The 15,013-nt window shown below is 73.2% G+C and carries 10 protein-coding genes; 5 read left to right on the forward strand and 5 right to left on the reverse strand.

What is annotated here, in order from left to right:
- Positions 1-54: 54 nt before the first annotated feature.
- Complete coding sequence (locus CCO02nite_RS13265) at positions 55-2,694, reverse strand: lysylphosphatidylglycerol synthase transmembrane domain-containing protein (RefSeq protein ID WP_146843633.1); 2,640 nt, start codon at positions 2,692-2,694, stop codon at positions 55-57.
- Positions 2,695-2,839: 145 nt separating this feature from the next.
- Here CCO02nite_RS13265 and CCO02nite_RS13270 point away from each other — a divergent pair, with 145 nt between their 5' ends.
- Both CCO02nite_RS13270 and CCO02nite_RS13275 read left to right on the forward strand, forming a co-directional pair.
- A complete protein-coding gene (locus CCO02nite_RS13270) occupies positions 2,840-3,415 on the forward strand; it encodes an HdeD family acid-resistance protein (protein WP_146843634.1) in 576 nt (191 codons plus the stop codon).
- A 34-nt stretch (positions 3,416-3,449) separates the two neighbouring features.
- Positions 3,450-4,250: a CPBP family intramembrane glutamic endopeptidase gene (locus tag CCO02nite_RS13275; protein ID WP_146843635.1), complete on the forward strand. Its 801-nt coding sequence runs from the start codon at positions 3,450-3,452 to the stop codon at positions 4,248-4,250.
- Between the two features lie 236 nt (positions 4,251-4,486).
- Here the strand turns inward: CCO02nite_RS13275 and CCO02nite_RS13285 are convergent, their stop codons facing one another.
- The 4 genes from CCO02nite_RS13285 to CCO02nite_RS13300 all read right to left on the reverse strand — a co-directional run bounded on the left by CCO02nite_RS13285 (position 4,487) and on the right by CCO02nite_RS13300 (position 8,740).
- Positions 4,487-5,443: an SPFH domain-containing protein gene (locus CCO02nite_RS13285; RefSeq protein ID WP_146843636.1), complete on the reverse strand. Its 957-nt coding sequence runs from the start codon at positions 5,441-5,443 to the stop codon at positions 4,487-4,489.
- A gap of 86 nt (positions 5,444-5,529) precedes the next feature.
- Positions 5,530-8,115, reverse strand: coding sequence for a heavy metal translocating P-type ATPase (locus CCO02nite_RS13290; RefSeq protein WP_146843718.1), 2,586 nt, complete (start codon positions 8,113-8,115; stop codon positions 5,530-5,532).
- Between the two features lie 77 nt (positions 8,116-8,192).
- Positions 8,193-8,426: a heavy-metal-associated domain-containing protein gene (locus tag CCO02nite_RS13295; protein ID WP_146843637.1), complete on the reverse strand. Its 234-nt coding sequence runs from the start codon at positions 8,424-8,426 to the stop codon at positions 8,193-8,195.
- Positions 8,427-8,458: 32 nt separating this feature from the next.
- Positions 8,459-8,740, reverse strand: coding sequence for a metal-sensitive transcriptional regulator (locus CCO02nite_RS13300; RefSeq protein WP_146843638.1), 282 nt, complete (start codon positions 8,738-8,740; stop codon positions 8,459-8,461).
- Between the two features lie 216 nt (positions 8,741-8,956).
- Here CCO02nite_RS13300 and CCO02nite_RS13305 point away from each other — a divergent pair, with 216 nt between their 5' ends.
- From CCO02nite_RS13305 to CCO02nite_RS13320, 3 genes are all read left to right on the forward strand, one after another.
- The gene (locus tag CCO02nite_RS13305) at positions 8,957-9,604 is read left to right on the forward strand and encodes a helix-turn-helix transcriptional regulator (protein WP_146843639.1); all 648 of its coding nucleotides are present in this window, start codon (positions 8,957-8,959) and stop codon (positions 9,602-9,604) included.
- Positions 9,605-10,199: 595 nt separating this feature from the next.
- Complete coding sequence (locus CCO02nite_RS13315) at positions 10,200-11,252, forward strand: DUF808 domain-containing protein (protein WP_146843640.1); 1,053 nt, start codon at positions 10,200-10,202, stop codon at positions 11,250-11,252.
- Between the two features lie 117 nt (positions 11,253-11,369).
- A complete protein-coding gene (locus tag CCO02nite_RS13320; RefSeq protein WP_146843641.1) occupies positions 11,370-15,005 on the forward strand; it encodes a hypothetical protein in 3,636 nt (1,211 codons plus the stop codon).
- Positions 15,006-15,013 lie beyond the last annotated feature (8 nt).

The raw sequence follows: 15,013 nt of genomic DNA on the forward strand, positions 1-15,013 counted from the left end.
GTCGTGTCCGACGAGCTGTCGTGCCCGACGAGCTGTCGTGTCCGACGAGCGCGCCTACAGCTCGCCGACGCGCTGCAGATGACGCATCGCGAGCCAGCCGATCGGGATGCGCACCCAGTAGGTGACGACGCGGAAGAGCACCGCGACCGACGTCGCGACACCGGCGTTGATGCCCGTGACCGCCGTCAGCGACGCCGCCAGCGCGACCTCGATCGCACCCATGCCGCCGGGGGTCGGGACCATCGCGCCGGCGGTGTTGCCCGCGAGGTAGACGATCGCGACCTGGATGAGGCTCGCCTCCTGGCCGAACGCGTGCAGGCACGCGTCGAACGCGAGCACGAACCCGAGCGTCATCGTGAGGTTGCCGGCGACGGCGAGCGCGAGGCGCCACGGCTTGCCGATCATGTCGACCAGGCGCGGCCACGTCTGGCGCAGCGTCGGCATGATCCGCTTGAGCACCTCGGCCCGCACCCGTGGGATGAGCAGCGCGAGCCCGACGAGCGCGCCGACGGCGGCGATCACGACGAGGACCGCGGGCGAGATCGGCAGCGACGACTCCTCGCCGCCGGAGACCAGCGACAGCAGCACCAGCATGATGATCGTGACGGTGAACTGGCTCACCTGGACCACCGCGACCGTGGCGGCCGCGAGCGGCGTGGACACGCCGCGCTTGGTGAGCATGCGCATGTTGAGCGCGGCCGGGCCGAGACCGGCGGGCGCCGCGAGCGCGACGAAGCTCGCGGCGGACTGCACCAGGTGCGTGCGCACGACCGGCAGCCGCACCGGGGCGAACGCGATGAGCGCGACGGCCGCGCCGACGATCGTGAGCAGCCCCAGCGCGAAGGCCAGCGCCGTCCAGCGCCAGTCGCTCTCGGCGAGCGCGCTGGAGATCTCGTCGATGTTGATGCGGGTCACGACGAACAGCACCGCGATGATCGGCACGACGATCGTCAGCACGGTGCGCGCGCCGAACCGGACCAGCTGCTGCGGCTCGACGTCCGCCTGCGGGATCCGGGCGACGAGCTCGGTGCGCAGGTCGTTGAGCACGCGCTTGTTCGTGCGCAGCTCGGTGCGGGTCTCGCGCGGCAGCGTGATCGACTGCAGGAGCGGGCCGATCTGCGCGACGTCGTCCTCGGACAGCGAGTCGGCCGCCGAGGCGAGGGCGCGCTGCGCGCCGACCCGCAGCGCCAGGACCGCGAGGAGCTGGGCGACGTCCATGCGCCGGGTCAGCTCGGTCGACGCGACGTACCCGCTGCCCCATCCGACGAGCCACACCCGGTCGGCGCCGGTGCCGACCAGGTCCACCAGCACGGTGTCCGACGTCAGCGCGCGGTGCGAGATGCCGGCGCGGTGCGCCCGTCGCAGCTGGGTCCAGATGTCGTGCAGGAGGTCGTCGGTGAGGTCGTCGGGAGCGAGTCGCGACAGCGGTACCGCCGCCCCGGGGTGCGTGTGCACCAGGAGCATCGAGTCCTGCTCCTCGGCCACCGCGAGCAGCTCGGGTGTCCGGGTGCCGGCGGCCTCGACGGCGTAGGAGAGCAGGGCGGCCCGCTCGGCCGTCTGACGCAGCGACGTGACGGACCGACCCTCCAGCCCGCGCAGCCGCAGCGACCGCCACACGCGCGAGACCATGCCCGCGACCTGTCGGTCGCCGTCGATCACGACGACGTCGAGTCGGCGGCCGTCGACAGTGTCCAGCTCGTAGGCCCGGTACCCGGAGGATGCGACGAGCGCCCGCACCGCCTGGTCGCCGTCGGGGACCTCGTCGGCCGGGTCGTCCGTCGGCACGCGACGCAGCCGCACGGGCTCGAACCCGGCGCGGCGCACGCCGTCGACCAGGCTCGCGCCGTACGCGCGTTCGGAGCGCACGCCGGACAGGTACTTCACGACGAGCCCCACGACGCGGCCCACCAGCAGGCTGACCGCCACTCCCGGCAGCGAGACGCTGGCGGTGATCAGCAGGACGCCGATCGTGAACCACATCAGGTTCCACGACCACGTCACGGTGCGGCGGCGCGAACGGGGGCCTGCGACGGTGAGCAGCGCGGAGAGCATCGCGATGTAGGCCGGCAGGGACAGCTCGCCGCGTAGCGACAGTCCCGTGACCAGCTCGTCGGACCCGAGCTCGTGGATCATGAACGCGATCGCGACGTTCAGGACCAGGGCCGCGACCGAGGCGATCAGCACCTCGATGAGCTGGCGTCCGAGCCGGCGCAGCGCGAGCTCGGTGAGCACCGCGAGCGGCACGACGAGCGTGACCACCGCGAGCAGCACCTGCACCGGCACCAGCAGGATCCGCTGCAGCAGCTCGGCGAAGCCCTGCACGTCCTCCGCGACACCCGTCGTGGTGTGCTGCGCGTAGGTCGCGAGCACGATGACGAGAACGATGCCGAGCAGCGCGACCACCGCGCCGAGCAGGTCGCTGGGGTGGTGCACGCGCACCGTCGGCAGGTCGTCGACGACGATCCGGCCCGCCTCGAGCTCGCGTGCGGACCGCTGGTCGGCGGCGGGCTGGTCGGCGGCGGGCTCGTCGTCGGTGGCCCGCGCCGGCGTCGGGTCGCCCTCGTTCGTCGGACCGGTCGTGAGGTCGTCCGACGCGCCGGTCGAGATCCCGCCCGGCGCGAGCGTGGTGTCGTCGCCCGACGCGACCTCCGCCGGCCCGGCGGGCTCGGCCGGGACACGACGCGGCGGGGACATACCCGCGAGTGTAGGCAGCGAGCGTCGGCGCAGGTTGTGGTCGCCACCCGGCGAGCCCCGAGGACGGTGAGCGGTACCGCGCACGCGAGGCGATACCGTGACGACACGGACGCACCCAGCGTCGAGGTGACGAAGGAGAACGACGATGACGGACGACCTCGTGGTCGAGACCGGTAAGCAGCTGCGAGCGATCTGGTGGCTTCCCGTCCTGCGCGGGATCGTGCTGATCGCGCTCGGCATCCTGATGCTCCTGCACCCCCTCGAGACGGTCACCGCGCTCGTGTGGCTCGTCGGCATCTTCGCCGTCGTCGACGGCGTCCTGATGGTGCTGCAGGCGCTGATCGACCGACCCAAGGGCGCGATGTGGTGGCAGATCCTCGGCGGTCTGCTGGTGATCGGGCTGGGCATCGTGGTGATGGTCTGGCCGCACCCGACGGCTCGCGTGATCTTCTACCTCGTCGCGGGCTGGATCCTGGTGCTCGGCGTCGTCGGCGTGATCGGCTCGATCGCGCTGCACAAGCGCGACGACTACACGTGGATCCTCGCGCTCGGCTTCGGCCTCGTGAACCTGGTGATCGGCCTCCTGCTGGTCCTCAACCCGCAGTCGTCGGTCACGTTCGTCATGGTCCTCATCGGCCTGTTCGCGCTGGTCGCGGGCGTGCTGGCGATCGTGACCGGAATCGCGGCGCGGTCGTTGGGCAAGGACCTGTCGGCCTCCTGAGGCCCCGCACAGCGAGCTGACCTACTCTCCCCGCATGACCGACGAGCGGCCCGCCGCCGCACCCGCGCCCGACGAGCGCGCGGTGCGGCGGCGGCTCACCGTGGAGATCTGGATCGTCCTGGGCCTCTCGCTCGGACGCTCCGGCGTGTACGCGCTCGTCGCGATGCTCGACCGGCTGACCGCGGGACCGCCGCTCGGTGACCAGAGCACGACGCTCAACCCGACGATCAACGCCCGGCCCTGGCTCGACGTCATCTACCAGGTGCTCGCGATCGGGTTCGCGCTGCTTCCCGTGGCGCTCGCGCTGTACCTGCTCTCGGCGAGCGGCCGGTCCGCGACGCGGCGCATCGGCCTGACGTTCGCCCGCCCGTGGCGCGACCTCGGCGTCGGCGTGGGCCTGGCGGCGCTGATCGGCCTGCCCGGGCTCGGGCTGTACGCGGTGGGGCGCGCGCTCGGCATCACCGTCCAGGTGCAGGCCAGCGGTCTGACCGACCACTGGTGGACCATCCCGCTCCTCATCGCGCTGGCGCTCAAGAACGGCCTGCTCGAGGAGGTCGTCGCGGTCGGCTACCTCTCCGAGCGGCTGCGCGAGCTGCGGTGGAGCGCGCCCGCGATCATCGCCGCGAGCGCGCTGCTGCGCGGTTCGTACCACCTCTACCAGGGCTGGGGCGCGTTCATCGGGAACGTCGTGATGGGCGTCGTGTTCGCCTGGTACTACCAACGCTCACGGCGCGTCATGCCGCTCGTCGTCGCGCACACGCTCATGGACATCACCGTGTTCGTCGGGTACGCGCTGATCCCCGGTTCCTGGCTCGTGACGCTCGGTCTCGACTGAGCGCGGCTCGACCGATCGCGGCGGGCGCCCGCGCCGGGGCGAGGGCGCCGCATCCGCGGGGAGGCGGCCGGCCTCGAGCAGCGCACGACGCAGCAGCAGGTCGATCTGGGCGTTGACGGAACGCAGGTCGTCGGCCGCCCAGCGCGCGAGTGCGTCGTGGATGGACGGGTCGAGGCGCAGCAGCAGCGACCGGCGCTCGCGACGTGCGAGCGCCGGGTCGTTGGTGGGCTGCTCGGTCACGTGTAGAGCGAGCCGGTGTTCACCACCGGCGTCGCTCGGCTCTCGCCGCAGAGCACGACGAGGAGGTTGGACACCATCGCCGCGCGCCGCTCGTCGTCGAGCGTGACGACGCCGTCCGCCTCGAGACGCGACAGTGCGCTCTCGACCATCGTGACGGCGCCCTCGACGATCCGCTCGCGAGCCGCGATGATCGCGCCCGCCTGCTGGCGCTGCAGCATCGCCTGGGCGATCTCGGGCGCGTAGGCCAGGTTGGAGATGCGGGACTCGATGACCTCGATGCCGGCGATGACGACGCGCGCCGCGACCTCGGTGGCGATCTCCGCCGAGACGACGTCGGTCGCGCCGCGCAGCGACTGCTCGCCGTCGTCGGGGTGGTCGTACGGGTGGGACATCGCGACGTGCCGCAGCGCGGACTCCGACTGGACCCGCACGAAGTCGACGTAGTCCTCCACGGCGAACGTCGCCTTGGCCGTGTCCGCGACCTGCCACACGACGATCGCGGCGATGTTGATCGGGTTGCCGTCGGCGTCGTTGACCTTGAGCTCGCTCGTCTCGAAGTTCCGGACGCGCACCGACACGCGCTTCTTCGTCGTGAACGGGACGGTGAGCACGAAGCCGGTGCGGCGGATCGTCCCGAGGTAGCGGCCGAACAGCTGCACCACCTTCGTCTGTCCGGGACTGAGCACCGTGAGCCCGGTGAAGCTGAGCAGCCCGACGATCAGGACGACGACACCCAGCGCCCCGTACGCACCGTCGCCCGTCGAGTCCGCCTCGGCGAACAGCACGAACGAGCCGACGAAGAGACCCAGGCCGACGAGCAGCATGAGCGACGCCCCACCCGCACCGGTGGACCAGGCGGCACGCTCCTCCACGTCCACCCGCGCCCCGTCGTGGCCCACGGGACGGCCCGCGGGGTCGCCACCTGCGGACTGCTGCGGGGGTGTGTCAGGCATCGGGACCTCCAAGGACGGGCGCCGCCGATGCGGGCGCGATACCGAAAGTGATATCACTTATTCGGGAATCGGGCCAGCCCGGCGGGTCAGCGGTCGAAGGCGCGCAGGCGCAGGCTGTTCGTCACCACCAGCACGGACGAGAACGCCATCGCAGCGCCCGCGATCATGGGGTTGAGCAGGCCGAGCGCCGCCAGCGGGATCGCCGCGACGTTGTACGCGAAGGCCCAGAACAGGTTCTGCCGGATGATCCGCAGCGTCGCGCGCGACAGCCGCACCGCCTGCGGCGCGGAGCGCAGGTCGCCGCGCACGAGCGTCACGTCGGAGGCCTCGATCGCCACGTCGGTCCCCGTCCCCATCGCGAGGCCGAGGTCCGCGCTCGCGAGCGCGGCGGCGTCGTTCACGCCGTCGCCGACCATCGCCACGGTCCGGCCCTGCGCGCGCAGCCGCTCGACGACCGCGACCTTGTCCTCCGGCATGACCCGGGCGATCACGTCCTCGTCGGGGATGCCGACCTCGCGGGCGACCGCGCGGGCCGCGCCGGGGTTGTCGCCCGTGAGCAGCACGGGGCGCAGACCGAGCGCGCGCAGCTCATCGAGCGCGAGCGCGGACGTGTCCTTGACCGGGTCGCGAACGACGAGCACCGCGCGCGCGACGCCGTCCCACGCGACGACGACGGCCGTGCCGCCCTGACCCTCGGCGTCGGCGACCGAGGCGCGCAGCGACGCGGTGTCCACGCCCTGCTCGTCGAGCCAGCCGAGCCGTCCGACGAGCACGCGCCGACCCATCCCGAGCCCCGCGTGCGCCGTGCGCACGACGCCGACGACGCCCCGGCCGGCCTCGGCCCGGAAGTCGAACACCTCGTCGGACCCGATCGGCACGCCGTCGCCCCCGACGCCGTCGGCCCCTGCCGCCGAGGCCGGGTCGGCCTCCGCGGCCTGGACGATCGCGGCGGCGACGGGGTGCTCCGCCCGGCGTTCCACCGCGGCGGCCAGGCGCAGCGCGTCCCGGCGTGCGGCGGTCTCGTCGGAGATACCCGCCGGGAGCAGGACGTCCGTCAGTTCCATGCGGCCGGCGGTGACCGTACCCGTCTTGTCGAGCACCACGGTGTCGATCGCGCGCGTGCGCTCGAGCACCTCGGGGCCCTTGATGAGGATGCCGAGCTGCGCGCCGCGCCCGGTGCCGACCAGCAACGCCGTCGGCGTCGCGAGCCCCAGCGCGCACGGGCACGCGATGATCAGCACCGCGACGGCCGCCGTGAACGCGGTCTGGGCGTCGGCGCCCGAGAGCAGCCACGTCGCGAGCGTGCCGGCCGCGAGCACCAGCACCACCGGCACGAACACCGCCGAGATCCGGTCCGCGAGCCGTTGCACGGGCGCCTTGCCGGTCTGCGCGGCGGCCACGAGCCGCCCGATCTGCGCCAGCCGGGTGTCGGCGCCGATGCGCGTCGCGCGCACGACGAGGCTGCCCCCGCTGTTGACCGTCGCGCCGACCACCTCGTCGCCGGGGCCGACGTCCACCGGCACGGGCTCGCCCGTGAGCAGCGACGTGTCCAGCGCCGACGTACCCGACATCACGACGCCGTCGGTCGCGACCTTCTCCCCGGGTCGCACGACGAACTCGTCGCCCACCGCTAGCCGCTCGACCGGCACGCGCTGCTCGGAGCGTCGCCCGTCCGGTCCGACGACGACGAGCGCGACGTCCTTGGCGCCGAGGTCCAGCAGCGCGCGCAGCGCATCACCGGCCCTGCGCCGGGCGCGGTGCTCCGCGTACCGGCCCGCGAGCAGGAACGTGGTCACGACCGCCGCGACCTCGAAGTAGAGCTCCGGCATGGCGCCCTCGTGGGCGCCGCGGGGCCACAGCGTGGGCGTCATCGTCGCACCGAGCTCGCCCGCGCCACCCAGCAGCAGCGCCCACAGGGACCAGCCCGTCGCCGCGACGATGCCGATCGAGACGAGCGTGTCCATCGTGGATGCGCCGTGCCGCGCCGCGCGGGCCGCCGCGCGGTGGAACGGCCAGGCCGCCCACGTCGCGACGGGCAGCGCGAGCGCGGCAGCCACCCACTGCCAGCCGCGGAACTGCAGCGCCGGGACCATCGACAGCAGCACCACCGGCACCGTCAGGACGGTTGCGACCGCCAGCCGTCGGCGCAGGTCGCGCCCGCGCGCGTCGACGGGTGCTGACGTGTCCTCCCCGGTCGTCGCCGCGTCGTCGGACATCACGTGCCCGGGCGCCATCGCATGCCCCGACAAGGCGTGTTCGATCATCGCGCGCTCGTCGTGCTCGTCGGACGTGTGCCCGGCGGACGTGTGCCCGGCGGACGTGTGCCCGGCGGTCGCGTGCTCGTCGGGCGCGTGCCCGGCGGTCGCGTGCTCGTCGGGCGCGTGCCCGGCGGTCGCGTGCTCGTCGGTCGCGTGCCCGGCCGTCGCGTGCCCGGCCGTCGCCTGCTTGTCGGGCGCGTGCTGGTGCGTCCGCGCCGGGGGCGAGCCGAGCGGGCTCGTCGGACGCGCGCCGTAGCCCGCCGCCTCGACCGCGCGGACCAGGTCGTCGGGGGTCACGGCGGGGTCCTGCACGACGACGTGCGCCGACTCGAGCGGCAGGTTGACCGTCGCGGTCACGCCGGGCAGCCGCTGCAGCCGCTTCTCGACGCGCGCGACGCACGACGCGCACGTCATCCCCTCGATCGCGAGGTCGACGACGAGCGGTGCCGCGCCGGCACCGGCGAGGTCTTCCGTGCGGGTGTCCGGGTCGGTCACAGCAGCGACCTGCGCGGGGTCAGGGCGTAGCCGGCCTCGTCGACGGCTGCGGAGACGGCCTCGTCGGGAAGCGCGGCGTCCGAGGTCACGCGGACCTGCGACGAGCCGCCGACGACCAGGTCGATCGCGACGTCCGTCACGCCGGGGATCGCCTGCAGCTCGGTCGTGACGTGCTGGACGCAGTGGCCGCAGGTCATGCCGTCGACGCCGAACGTGGTGGTCTGGCTCATGGTGTCCTCCTGGACGTGGGATCGGTGGGTGTTCAGCTGCGGACGAGCCGCGCGATGGCGTCGGACGCCTCCTTGACCTTCGCTGCGCCGGCCTCCGGGGACTGGCGGGCGGCGTCGACGACGCAGTGGCCCAGGTGGTCCTCCACCAGGCCGATGCTCACCGCCTGCAACGCCTTGGTCACGGCCGCGATCTGCGTGAGGACGTCGATGCAGTACGTGTCCTCCTCGACCATCCGCGCGATGCCGCGCACCTGACCCTCGATGCGGCGCAGTCGCTTCAGGTAGTCGTCCTTGTCGGGCGTGTAACCGTGCACGGGCTGCCTCCTCGTTCGGTGTCCTCAACACCATACCCCCCTAGGGTATTTCCGACGAACGTGCCCGACGATGTCCGTCGCCGTCCCGCGGGTGCTCCTTCCGGGTGATCGATGCCGTGACGGAGATCGGCGCACGGGGGTGCGGTGCTCGCCCGTTCGGGTGAAAGATGGACCGGGCGAGTGGCGCGGCGAACTGCTGGCGACAAGGAGCCGGGCGTGGACGAGCAGCGTGCGACGGGCGAGGGCGCCGAGCCTCTGCTCGTCGCGGTCACAGGAGGGCCGCCGCTGGTGCGCCACGGCGTCGCCGTGCAACTGCGGGCGCTCGGCGTCGAGGTCGTCGCCGAGTCGGCTCCCCCGCCTCCGCTGCCCCCGCACGTCGCGCTCGTGCTGATCGCGGACGGCGCGATCGAGTCCCTGCTCGACGACATCACCACGTACCTGCGCGCCGGCGCCGACCTCGTGGTCCTCGTCCCCGACGACGCCGACGCGCCCGTGCCGGCAGCCACCCTCGTCGCGCACGGCCATCCCGTCCGTCGCGGACGCTTGCACGTCATCGCGCTCGACGAGGACTGCGACGCCGCTGCCGTCGTCGCCGCGCTGCGCCCGGGCAACGTCGTCGTACCGCGGATGACGCGCACCGAACGCGCCGTGCACGCGCTGCTCGCGCGCGGCCTGTCGAACGCCGGCATCGCGCGCGAGCTGTCGCTCAGCCCCAAGACCGTCGAGGGAGCCGTGAGCGCCGTCTTCGACAAGCTGGGCCTCGCGCGCGACGACTCCGCCCGCAACCGCCGCGTCGAGGCAGCGATGCGCTGGGCCCCCGCCCCCCTGCGCCCCACGGAGTCCCGCGTCCGCCGCGTCGTCTGACCCTCCCCCCGCCCCCCGCGCCGCCCGCGCCGCCCCCGCCGCCCGCGCCGCCCCCGCCTCCCGCGCTGCCCCGCCCCGGCGCTGCCCCGCCCCGGCGCTGCCCCGCCCCGGCATCGACGTGGATGCAGACATGGGTGCAGGGTTCGGCGGGCCTGCCCGCCGGGATCTGCATCGATCTCTGCATCCATCCCGGGCTTGTCCCTGGCGGCGTCGGTCGGCGCGTGATGGGCGGCGGTGGTGCTGCGCGGGTGGCGGGCCGTGGCCCGGTCTGTCCAGGTGTCCCCACCCGAGGCGGCCTGCCCGCTCCGCGCCGCTCCGCTCCCTCCGCCCCTCCGCCCCCTCAGCTCCCTCCGCCCCCGGTATCGACGTGGATGCAGGCATGGGTGCAGGGTTCGGCGGGCCCACCCGCCGGGACCTGCATCGATCTCTGCACCCATCCTGGGCTTGTCCCTGGGCGCCGTCGGCCGGCGCGTGATGGGCGGCGGTGGTGCTGCGCGGGTGGCGGGGGTGGGCGGGTGTGCGCGTGGGTGCTTGCAGAGGGCAGGATGGCGGCGACATGGTCGAGGAGCGGTGCGAGCGGGGACGAGGGCGGTAGATGGCGGGCGGTCTGGCGGCGCTCCTGGACGACATCGCAGCGCTGGCGAAGCTCGCGGCGGCCTCGGTCGACGACGTCGGCGCGGCCGCCGGGCGAGCGAGCGTGAAGGCGGCCGGGGTCGTCGTCGACGACACCGCGGTCACCCCGCGCTACGTGGAGGGCGTGACGCCCGCACGTGAGCTGCCGATCATCTGGAAGATCGCGCGGGGCTCGCTGCGCAACAAGCTGCTGTTCATCCTGCCCGGCGCGCTGCTGCTCAGTCAGTTCCTGCCGTGGCTGCTCACGCCGATCCTCATGGTGGGCGGTACCTACCTCGCGTTCGAGGGTGCCGAGAAGCTGTGGGAGGCGATCTCCGGCGGGCACCACGACGAGCCGGTCGTGGCGCGCGAGGCGGCCGAGGAAGCCGCAGCGGCTGCGGACGCCGCTGCCGCGCCGGTTGAGAGTGCCGAGCCGCTCGAGAGTGCCGACCCGGTGGAGAGTGCTGAGCCGGTCGAGAGTGCGACGCAGGTCGAGACGCGCATGGTGAGCAGCGCGATCCGCACGGACTTCATCCTGTCGGCCGAGATCATGGTCATCGCGCTCAACGAGGTGGCCGACGAGCCGCTCGTGTCGCGCGCGATCATCCTCGCGGTCGTCGCGCTCGTGATCACCGCGCTGGTCTACGGCGTCGTGGCGCTCATCGTGAAGATGGACGACATCGGCCTGCGCCTCGCCCGCACCAGCCACGGAGCCACCGCCGCGACGGGCCGCGCCCTCGTGAACGCGATGCCGCGGGTGCTCGCGGTGCTGTCCACGGTCGGCATCGTCGCGATGCTGTGGGTGGGCGGGCACATCCTGCTGGCCGGGCTCGACGAGCTCGGCTGGCACGCTCCCTTCGACGTGGTGCACCACCTCGAGCACGCCGTGCACGACGTCGCCGTGATCGGCCCGTTCCTCTCCTGGCTCGTCGGGACGCTGGCCTCGGCCGTCGTCGGTCTCGTCGTGGGCGCCGTCGTCGTCGCGGTCCTGCACGTGCTGCCGAGGCGACGCCGATCCGCGGGCGCGGGGCACTGACCTCCGCGGGCGAGATCTTCCGGTTTCACCGGGTTTTCCCGGCTGTGGGGTACGCGCGACGGTCGTAGCGTCACTCGTACGTGTGACGGCCGTCACACCCGCAGTCAGGGGGTCATCGTGCCTGCACGCCCGCTCGCGGACGAGATCGACGTCCGGCTCCTGCGCGCCGACGACCTGGTCGTCGCGCGCATCACCGCACCCGGCTGCCGCCTCGACGAGACCGCCGCCGGGACGATGCTCGTCGCCGCGGGAACCGGCGCGACGCTCGTCGTGCACCTGCCGCCGCAGCACGTGGGCGAGCAGGCGGTGCCGGAGTCCGACCCCGAGAACACGGCGCGCGTCATGGGCCACCGGATCGCCGAGCCGTCGCGCCTCGTGCTCGAGGTGCCGCAGGGCACGTCGATCCCGTTCACGCTCAGCGGGATCCTCGGCGCGATCCCGACGCTGCGGCTCAAGGTAGCGCCGCTCGCCACACCGGCGCCCGTGATCATCACGCCGCTGCCGGGTCCGCCGTTCGTCTTCGAGGGCGCGCGCGCCGCGGTCGCGGACGCCGGCTCGCTCGCCGACCTCGTGCTCGGCGACCGCTCCGCCGCGCACGCCTCGACCCGCCTCGATGCGCCCGCGGCTCGCGTGCTGCAGCACGCGCAGGCCGTCCGCACGGTGCGCGGCACGCTGCGCGGGGTGGTCAGTGACGCCGAGCTCGGGGCGATCCTCGACGCCGCCCGGGTCGCGGAACCGCGTCCGTCGCCGATCGCCGCGCCGCCGCCGGTGATCGTCGTGCCGCAGCCCGGACCGCCCGTCGTCGTCGTGCCGCGCACCCAGGTCCCGCGGGCCCCCCGTGACGACGAGACGTCGATCGAGGCGCCCTACCGGCTGACGATCTCGCCCTCGGCGCGAGGCGCGTTCCTGCACCCGACCGAGCCGGTGCGCGACACCGCCGACGGCACGCGCGTCGAGCTGTTCCGCACTCACCTCAGCGTGCGCGTCGAGGACTCGTCGGGCGCGTTCGTCGGGCACGACGAGGCGAACGAGTCCCAGCGGATCGTCCGCGCGATCTGGACGCGGGACCTCACGCCGGCCGACGCGGGCGCGCTGACCGATCCGCCGGCGATCGCGCCGCAGTCGCTCAAGCCCCCGCACCGCCGGGCCGTCGTGCGGCAGTCCGCCGACGTGCGCTTGCCGAAGGCGCCCGTGCCGATCCCGGTCAAGCGCCTGGCGCTGTCGAGCCTGGGTGCGTGGATCGACTGGACCGGCACCTGGGTCGAGGCCGACATCGCGAACCCGCCGTCGGGCACGGCGATGGTCACGCTGTACAAGCACCAGGCCGTGATGGGGCGCGACACCTACGTCCGCGTCGAGGAACCCGGGTTCCTGTTCCCGTTCGGCCACAAGTGCGTGTGGGTCACGGTCACTGAGCGCAAGATCAAGAGCCGCGGACCTTCGACCGCGTTCCTCTGGCAGCGCCAGTTCATCATCGTGCGGCAGCCGACCCGCCTGTTCGGCGGGCACGACAGCCCGCTCGCGCAGGTCACGCTCGAGCCGATCGTCACGCCGAACCTCGACGACCCGGGCCCGCTGACCAAGCCGTTCGTACCGAAGCGGGACGGTCAGAACTTCGCGTTCACGCTCGTCACCACGGACCGGGCGGGCAAGGTATCGACGTACTCAGCCCCGTTGACGTTCGTCCCGTCCGCGATCCTGTCGAGCCCGACGATCCAGGCCGACGCCGAGACCGCCTACGCCCCCGTGCGCACCATCGACGCGCGCGGGCAGAACGTCTCGCTCGCCGTCGAGGCGACGCCCGGCGACACCGCGCTCGACCTCAACGAGCTCGAGTTCACCGCGACCGTGCAGGCCGCTCAGTTCACGTCGCAGCCGCGGCTCGTGCAGGTCAACGCCGTGGTCCCGTCGATGCGGCACCTCGCGCCGTCGGCCCCGGGCGTCGACCTCGTGTACTCGCCGCAGTTCCTCTCGTCGGGCGACGACGGGTTCGACGGCGCCAACGGCGGGCAGGTGTTCCTCGCACTCGCCGGGCCGCCGCCGGCGGTCGACTTCTCCGGCGGGTCGGACCGCTCCGGCGGGTTCCTCGCGCCGAACCTCGTCGTGCGCGGCCTCTCGCGCTCGCTCGGGGCGGTCGGCGAGGACGGCTCGTCGCCCGGGTCCGGTCTCAAGGAAGGCAAGTTCGACCCCGAGAAGTTCCTCGACGACGCGTTCCCGAAGCTGTTCGGCCTGTTCAGCCTGCTCGACATCCTCGAGGCGATCGGCCTCGGGCTCGACGACGCCCCGGACTTCGTCACCGAGGCGCTCGACACCGTCAGCCAGATCGTGTCGGCCGCGGACCGGCTGCGCCAGGCGGCCGAGCAGTCCGGCCCACGCATGGCCAAGGAGCTCGCGGGTGCCGCGCACGACGGCGCCGCCGGCGCGATCGAGGCGGCCAAGAACGCGCTCGAAGCGGCCGTGACGCCGCTGGTCACCGCGCTGACGCACCTCGTCGACACCGTCGAGGCGCTGCCCGACGCGCCCGACGTCCCGACGGCGATCACGTCGGTCACCACCGCGCTCACGCAGGTCGCGGACGCGGTCGACGACCTGCTGACAGCGATCGGCGCACCGCAGATCCCCGCCGTCGTCCGCGCCGAGCTGGAGCGCCCGGCGAAGGTCCTCAAGTCGCTCGAGGCCGCCGCGGACACGCTCCAGGCGCTGCAGGCGTTCGCCGAGAGCCTGCTGTCGCCCGATGTCGGTGTCACGGCCCGCTTCGAGTGGCGGCCGCAGATCGCGTCGTGGCCCTCCGAGGCCAAGCCGGTGCTCAAGATCAACGACAAGCGCGGGCTGCGCCTGGCGATCGAGGTCCGCGCGAGCGCCGACTCGACACCGAGTGTCGACATCGCCGCCGAGTTCGCCGACTTCGCGCTGGTCCTGCTGCCGGGCGCCCCGCTGATGGGGCTGACGTTCCAGCGCATCGGGTTCCGGGCGTCGTCGGCCGGCAAGGTCGAGGTCGACGTCGTGTTCGGCGGCATCGAGTTCCTCGGCTGCCTCGAGTTCATCGAGACGCTGCGCCGGATGATCCCGTTCGACGGGTTCGCCGACCCGCCGTACGTCGACGTCTCGCCCGAGGGAGTGACGGCCGGCTTCGACGTCGCGTTGCCGAGCGTCGCGATCGGCGTGTTCGCGCTCGAGAACATCTCGCTCGGTGCCGACGCGCGCGTCCCGTTCCTGGGTGACGCCGTCACGGTCGGCTTCCACTTCTGCTCCAAGGACTCGCCGTTCCGGCTGACGGTGATGTGCATCGGCGGCGGCGGCTGGGTCGAGCTGCGGGTCTCGCCCAAGGGCATGGTGCTGCTCGAGGTCGGCCTCGAGGCGACCGCGTGCCTGTCCATCGACCTCGGCGTCGCGTCCGGCTCCGTCTCGATCGCCGTCGGCGTGTACATCCGGATGGAGGCCGAGAAGGGCCTGCTCACCGCGTACTTCCGCATCCGCGGCGAGGTCGACGTCCTCGGCCTCATCTCGGCGTCCATCACGCTCGAGCTGTCCCTGACGTACCACTTCGAGACGGGCAAGCTCGTCGGGAAGGCCTCCCTCGTCGTCGAGGTCGAGGTGCTGTTCTTCTCCGCCTCGGTGGAGATCACGGTCGAGAAGAAGCTCGCCGGCTCCAAGGGTGACCCGACGCTCAAGGACGTCCTGCCACCCGCACCCGACGGCACGAACGCCGACTGGTCCGCCTACTGCGAGGCGTTCGCGCCTCTGCCCGCCTGAGGAGCCGA

It is taken from the genome of Cellulomonas composti, from assembly GCF_007990245.1.
In the GTDB taxonomy this organism is placed as follows: domain Bacteria; phylum Actinomycetota; class Actinomycetes; order Actinomycetales; family Cellulomonadaceae; genus Cellulomonas; species Cellulomonas composti.

Bases quoted from the DNA above. Each gene is read 5' to 3' on its own strand.
- CCO02nite_RS13265 (WP_146843633.1), bottom strand. From the start codon at position 2,694: ATGTCCCCGCCGCGTCGTGTCCCGGCCGAGCCCGCCGGGCCGGCGGAG.
- CCO02nite_RS13270 (WP_146843634.1), top strand. From the start codon at position 2,840: ATGACGGACGACCTCGTGGTCGAGACCGGTAAGCAGCTGCGAGCGATC.
- CCO02nite_RS13275 (WP_146843635.1), top strand. From the start codon at position 3,450: ATGACCGACGAGCGGCCCGCCGCCGCACCCGCGCCCGACGAGCGCGCG.
- CCO02nite_RS13285 (WP_146843636.1), bottom strand. From the start codon at position 5,443: ATGCCTGACACACCCCCGCAGCAGTCCGCAGGTGGCGACCCCGCGGGC.
- CCO02nite_RS13290 (WP_146843718.1), bottom strand. From the start codon at position 8,115: ATGACGTGCGCGTCGTGCGTCGCGCGCGTCGAGAAGCGGCTGCAGCGG.
- CCO02nite_RS13295 (WP_146843637.1), bottom strand. From the start codon at position 8,426: ATGAGCCAGACCACCACGTTCGGCGTCGACGGCATGACCTGCGGCCAC.
- CCO02nite_RS13315 (WP_146843640.1), top strand. From the start codon at position 10,200: ATGGCGGGCGGTCTGGCGGCGCTCCTGGACGACATCGCAGCGCTGGCG.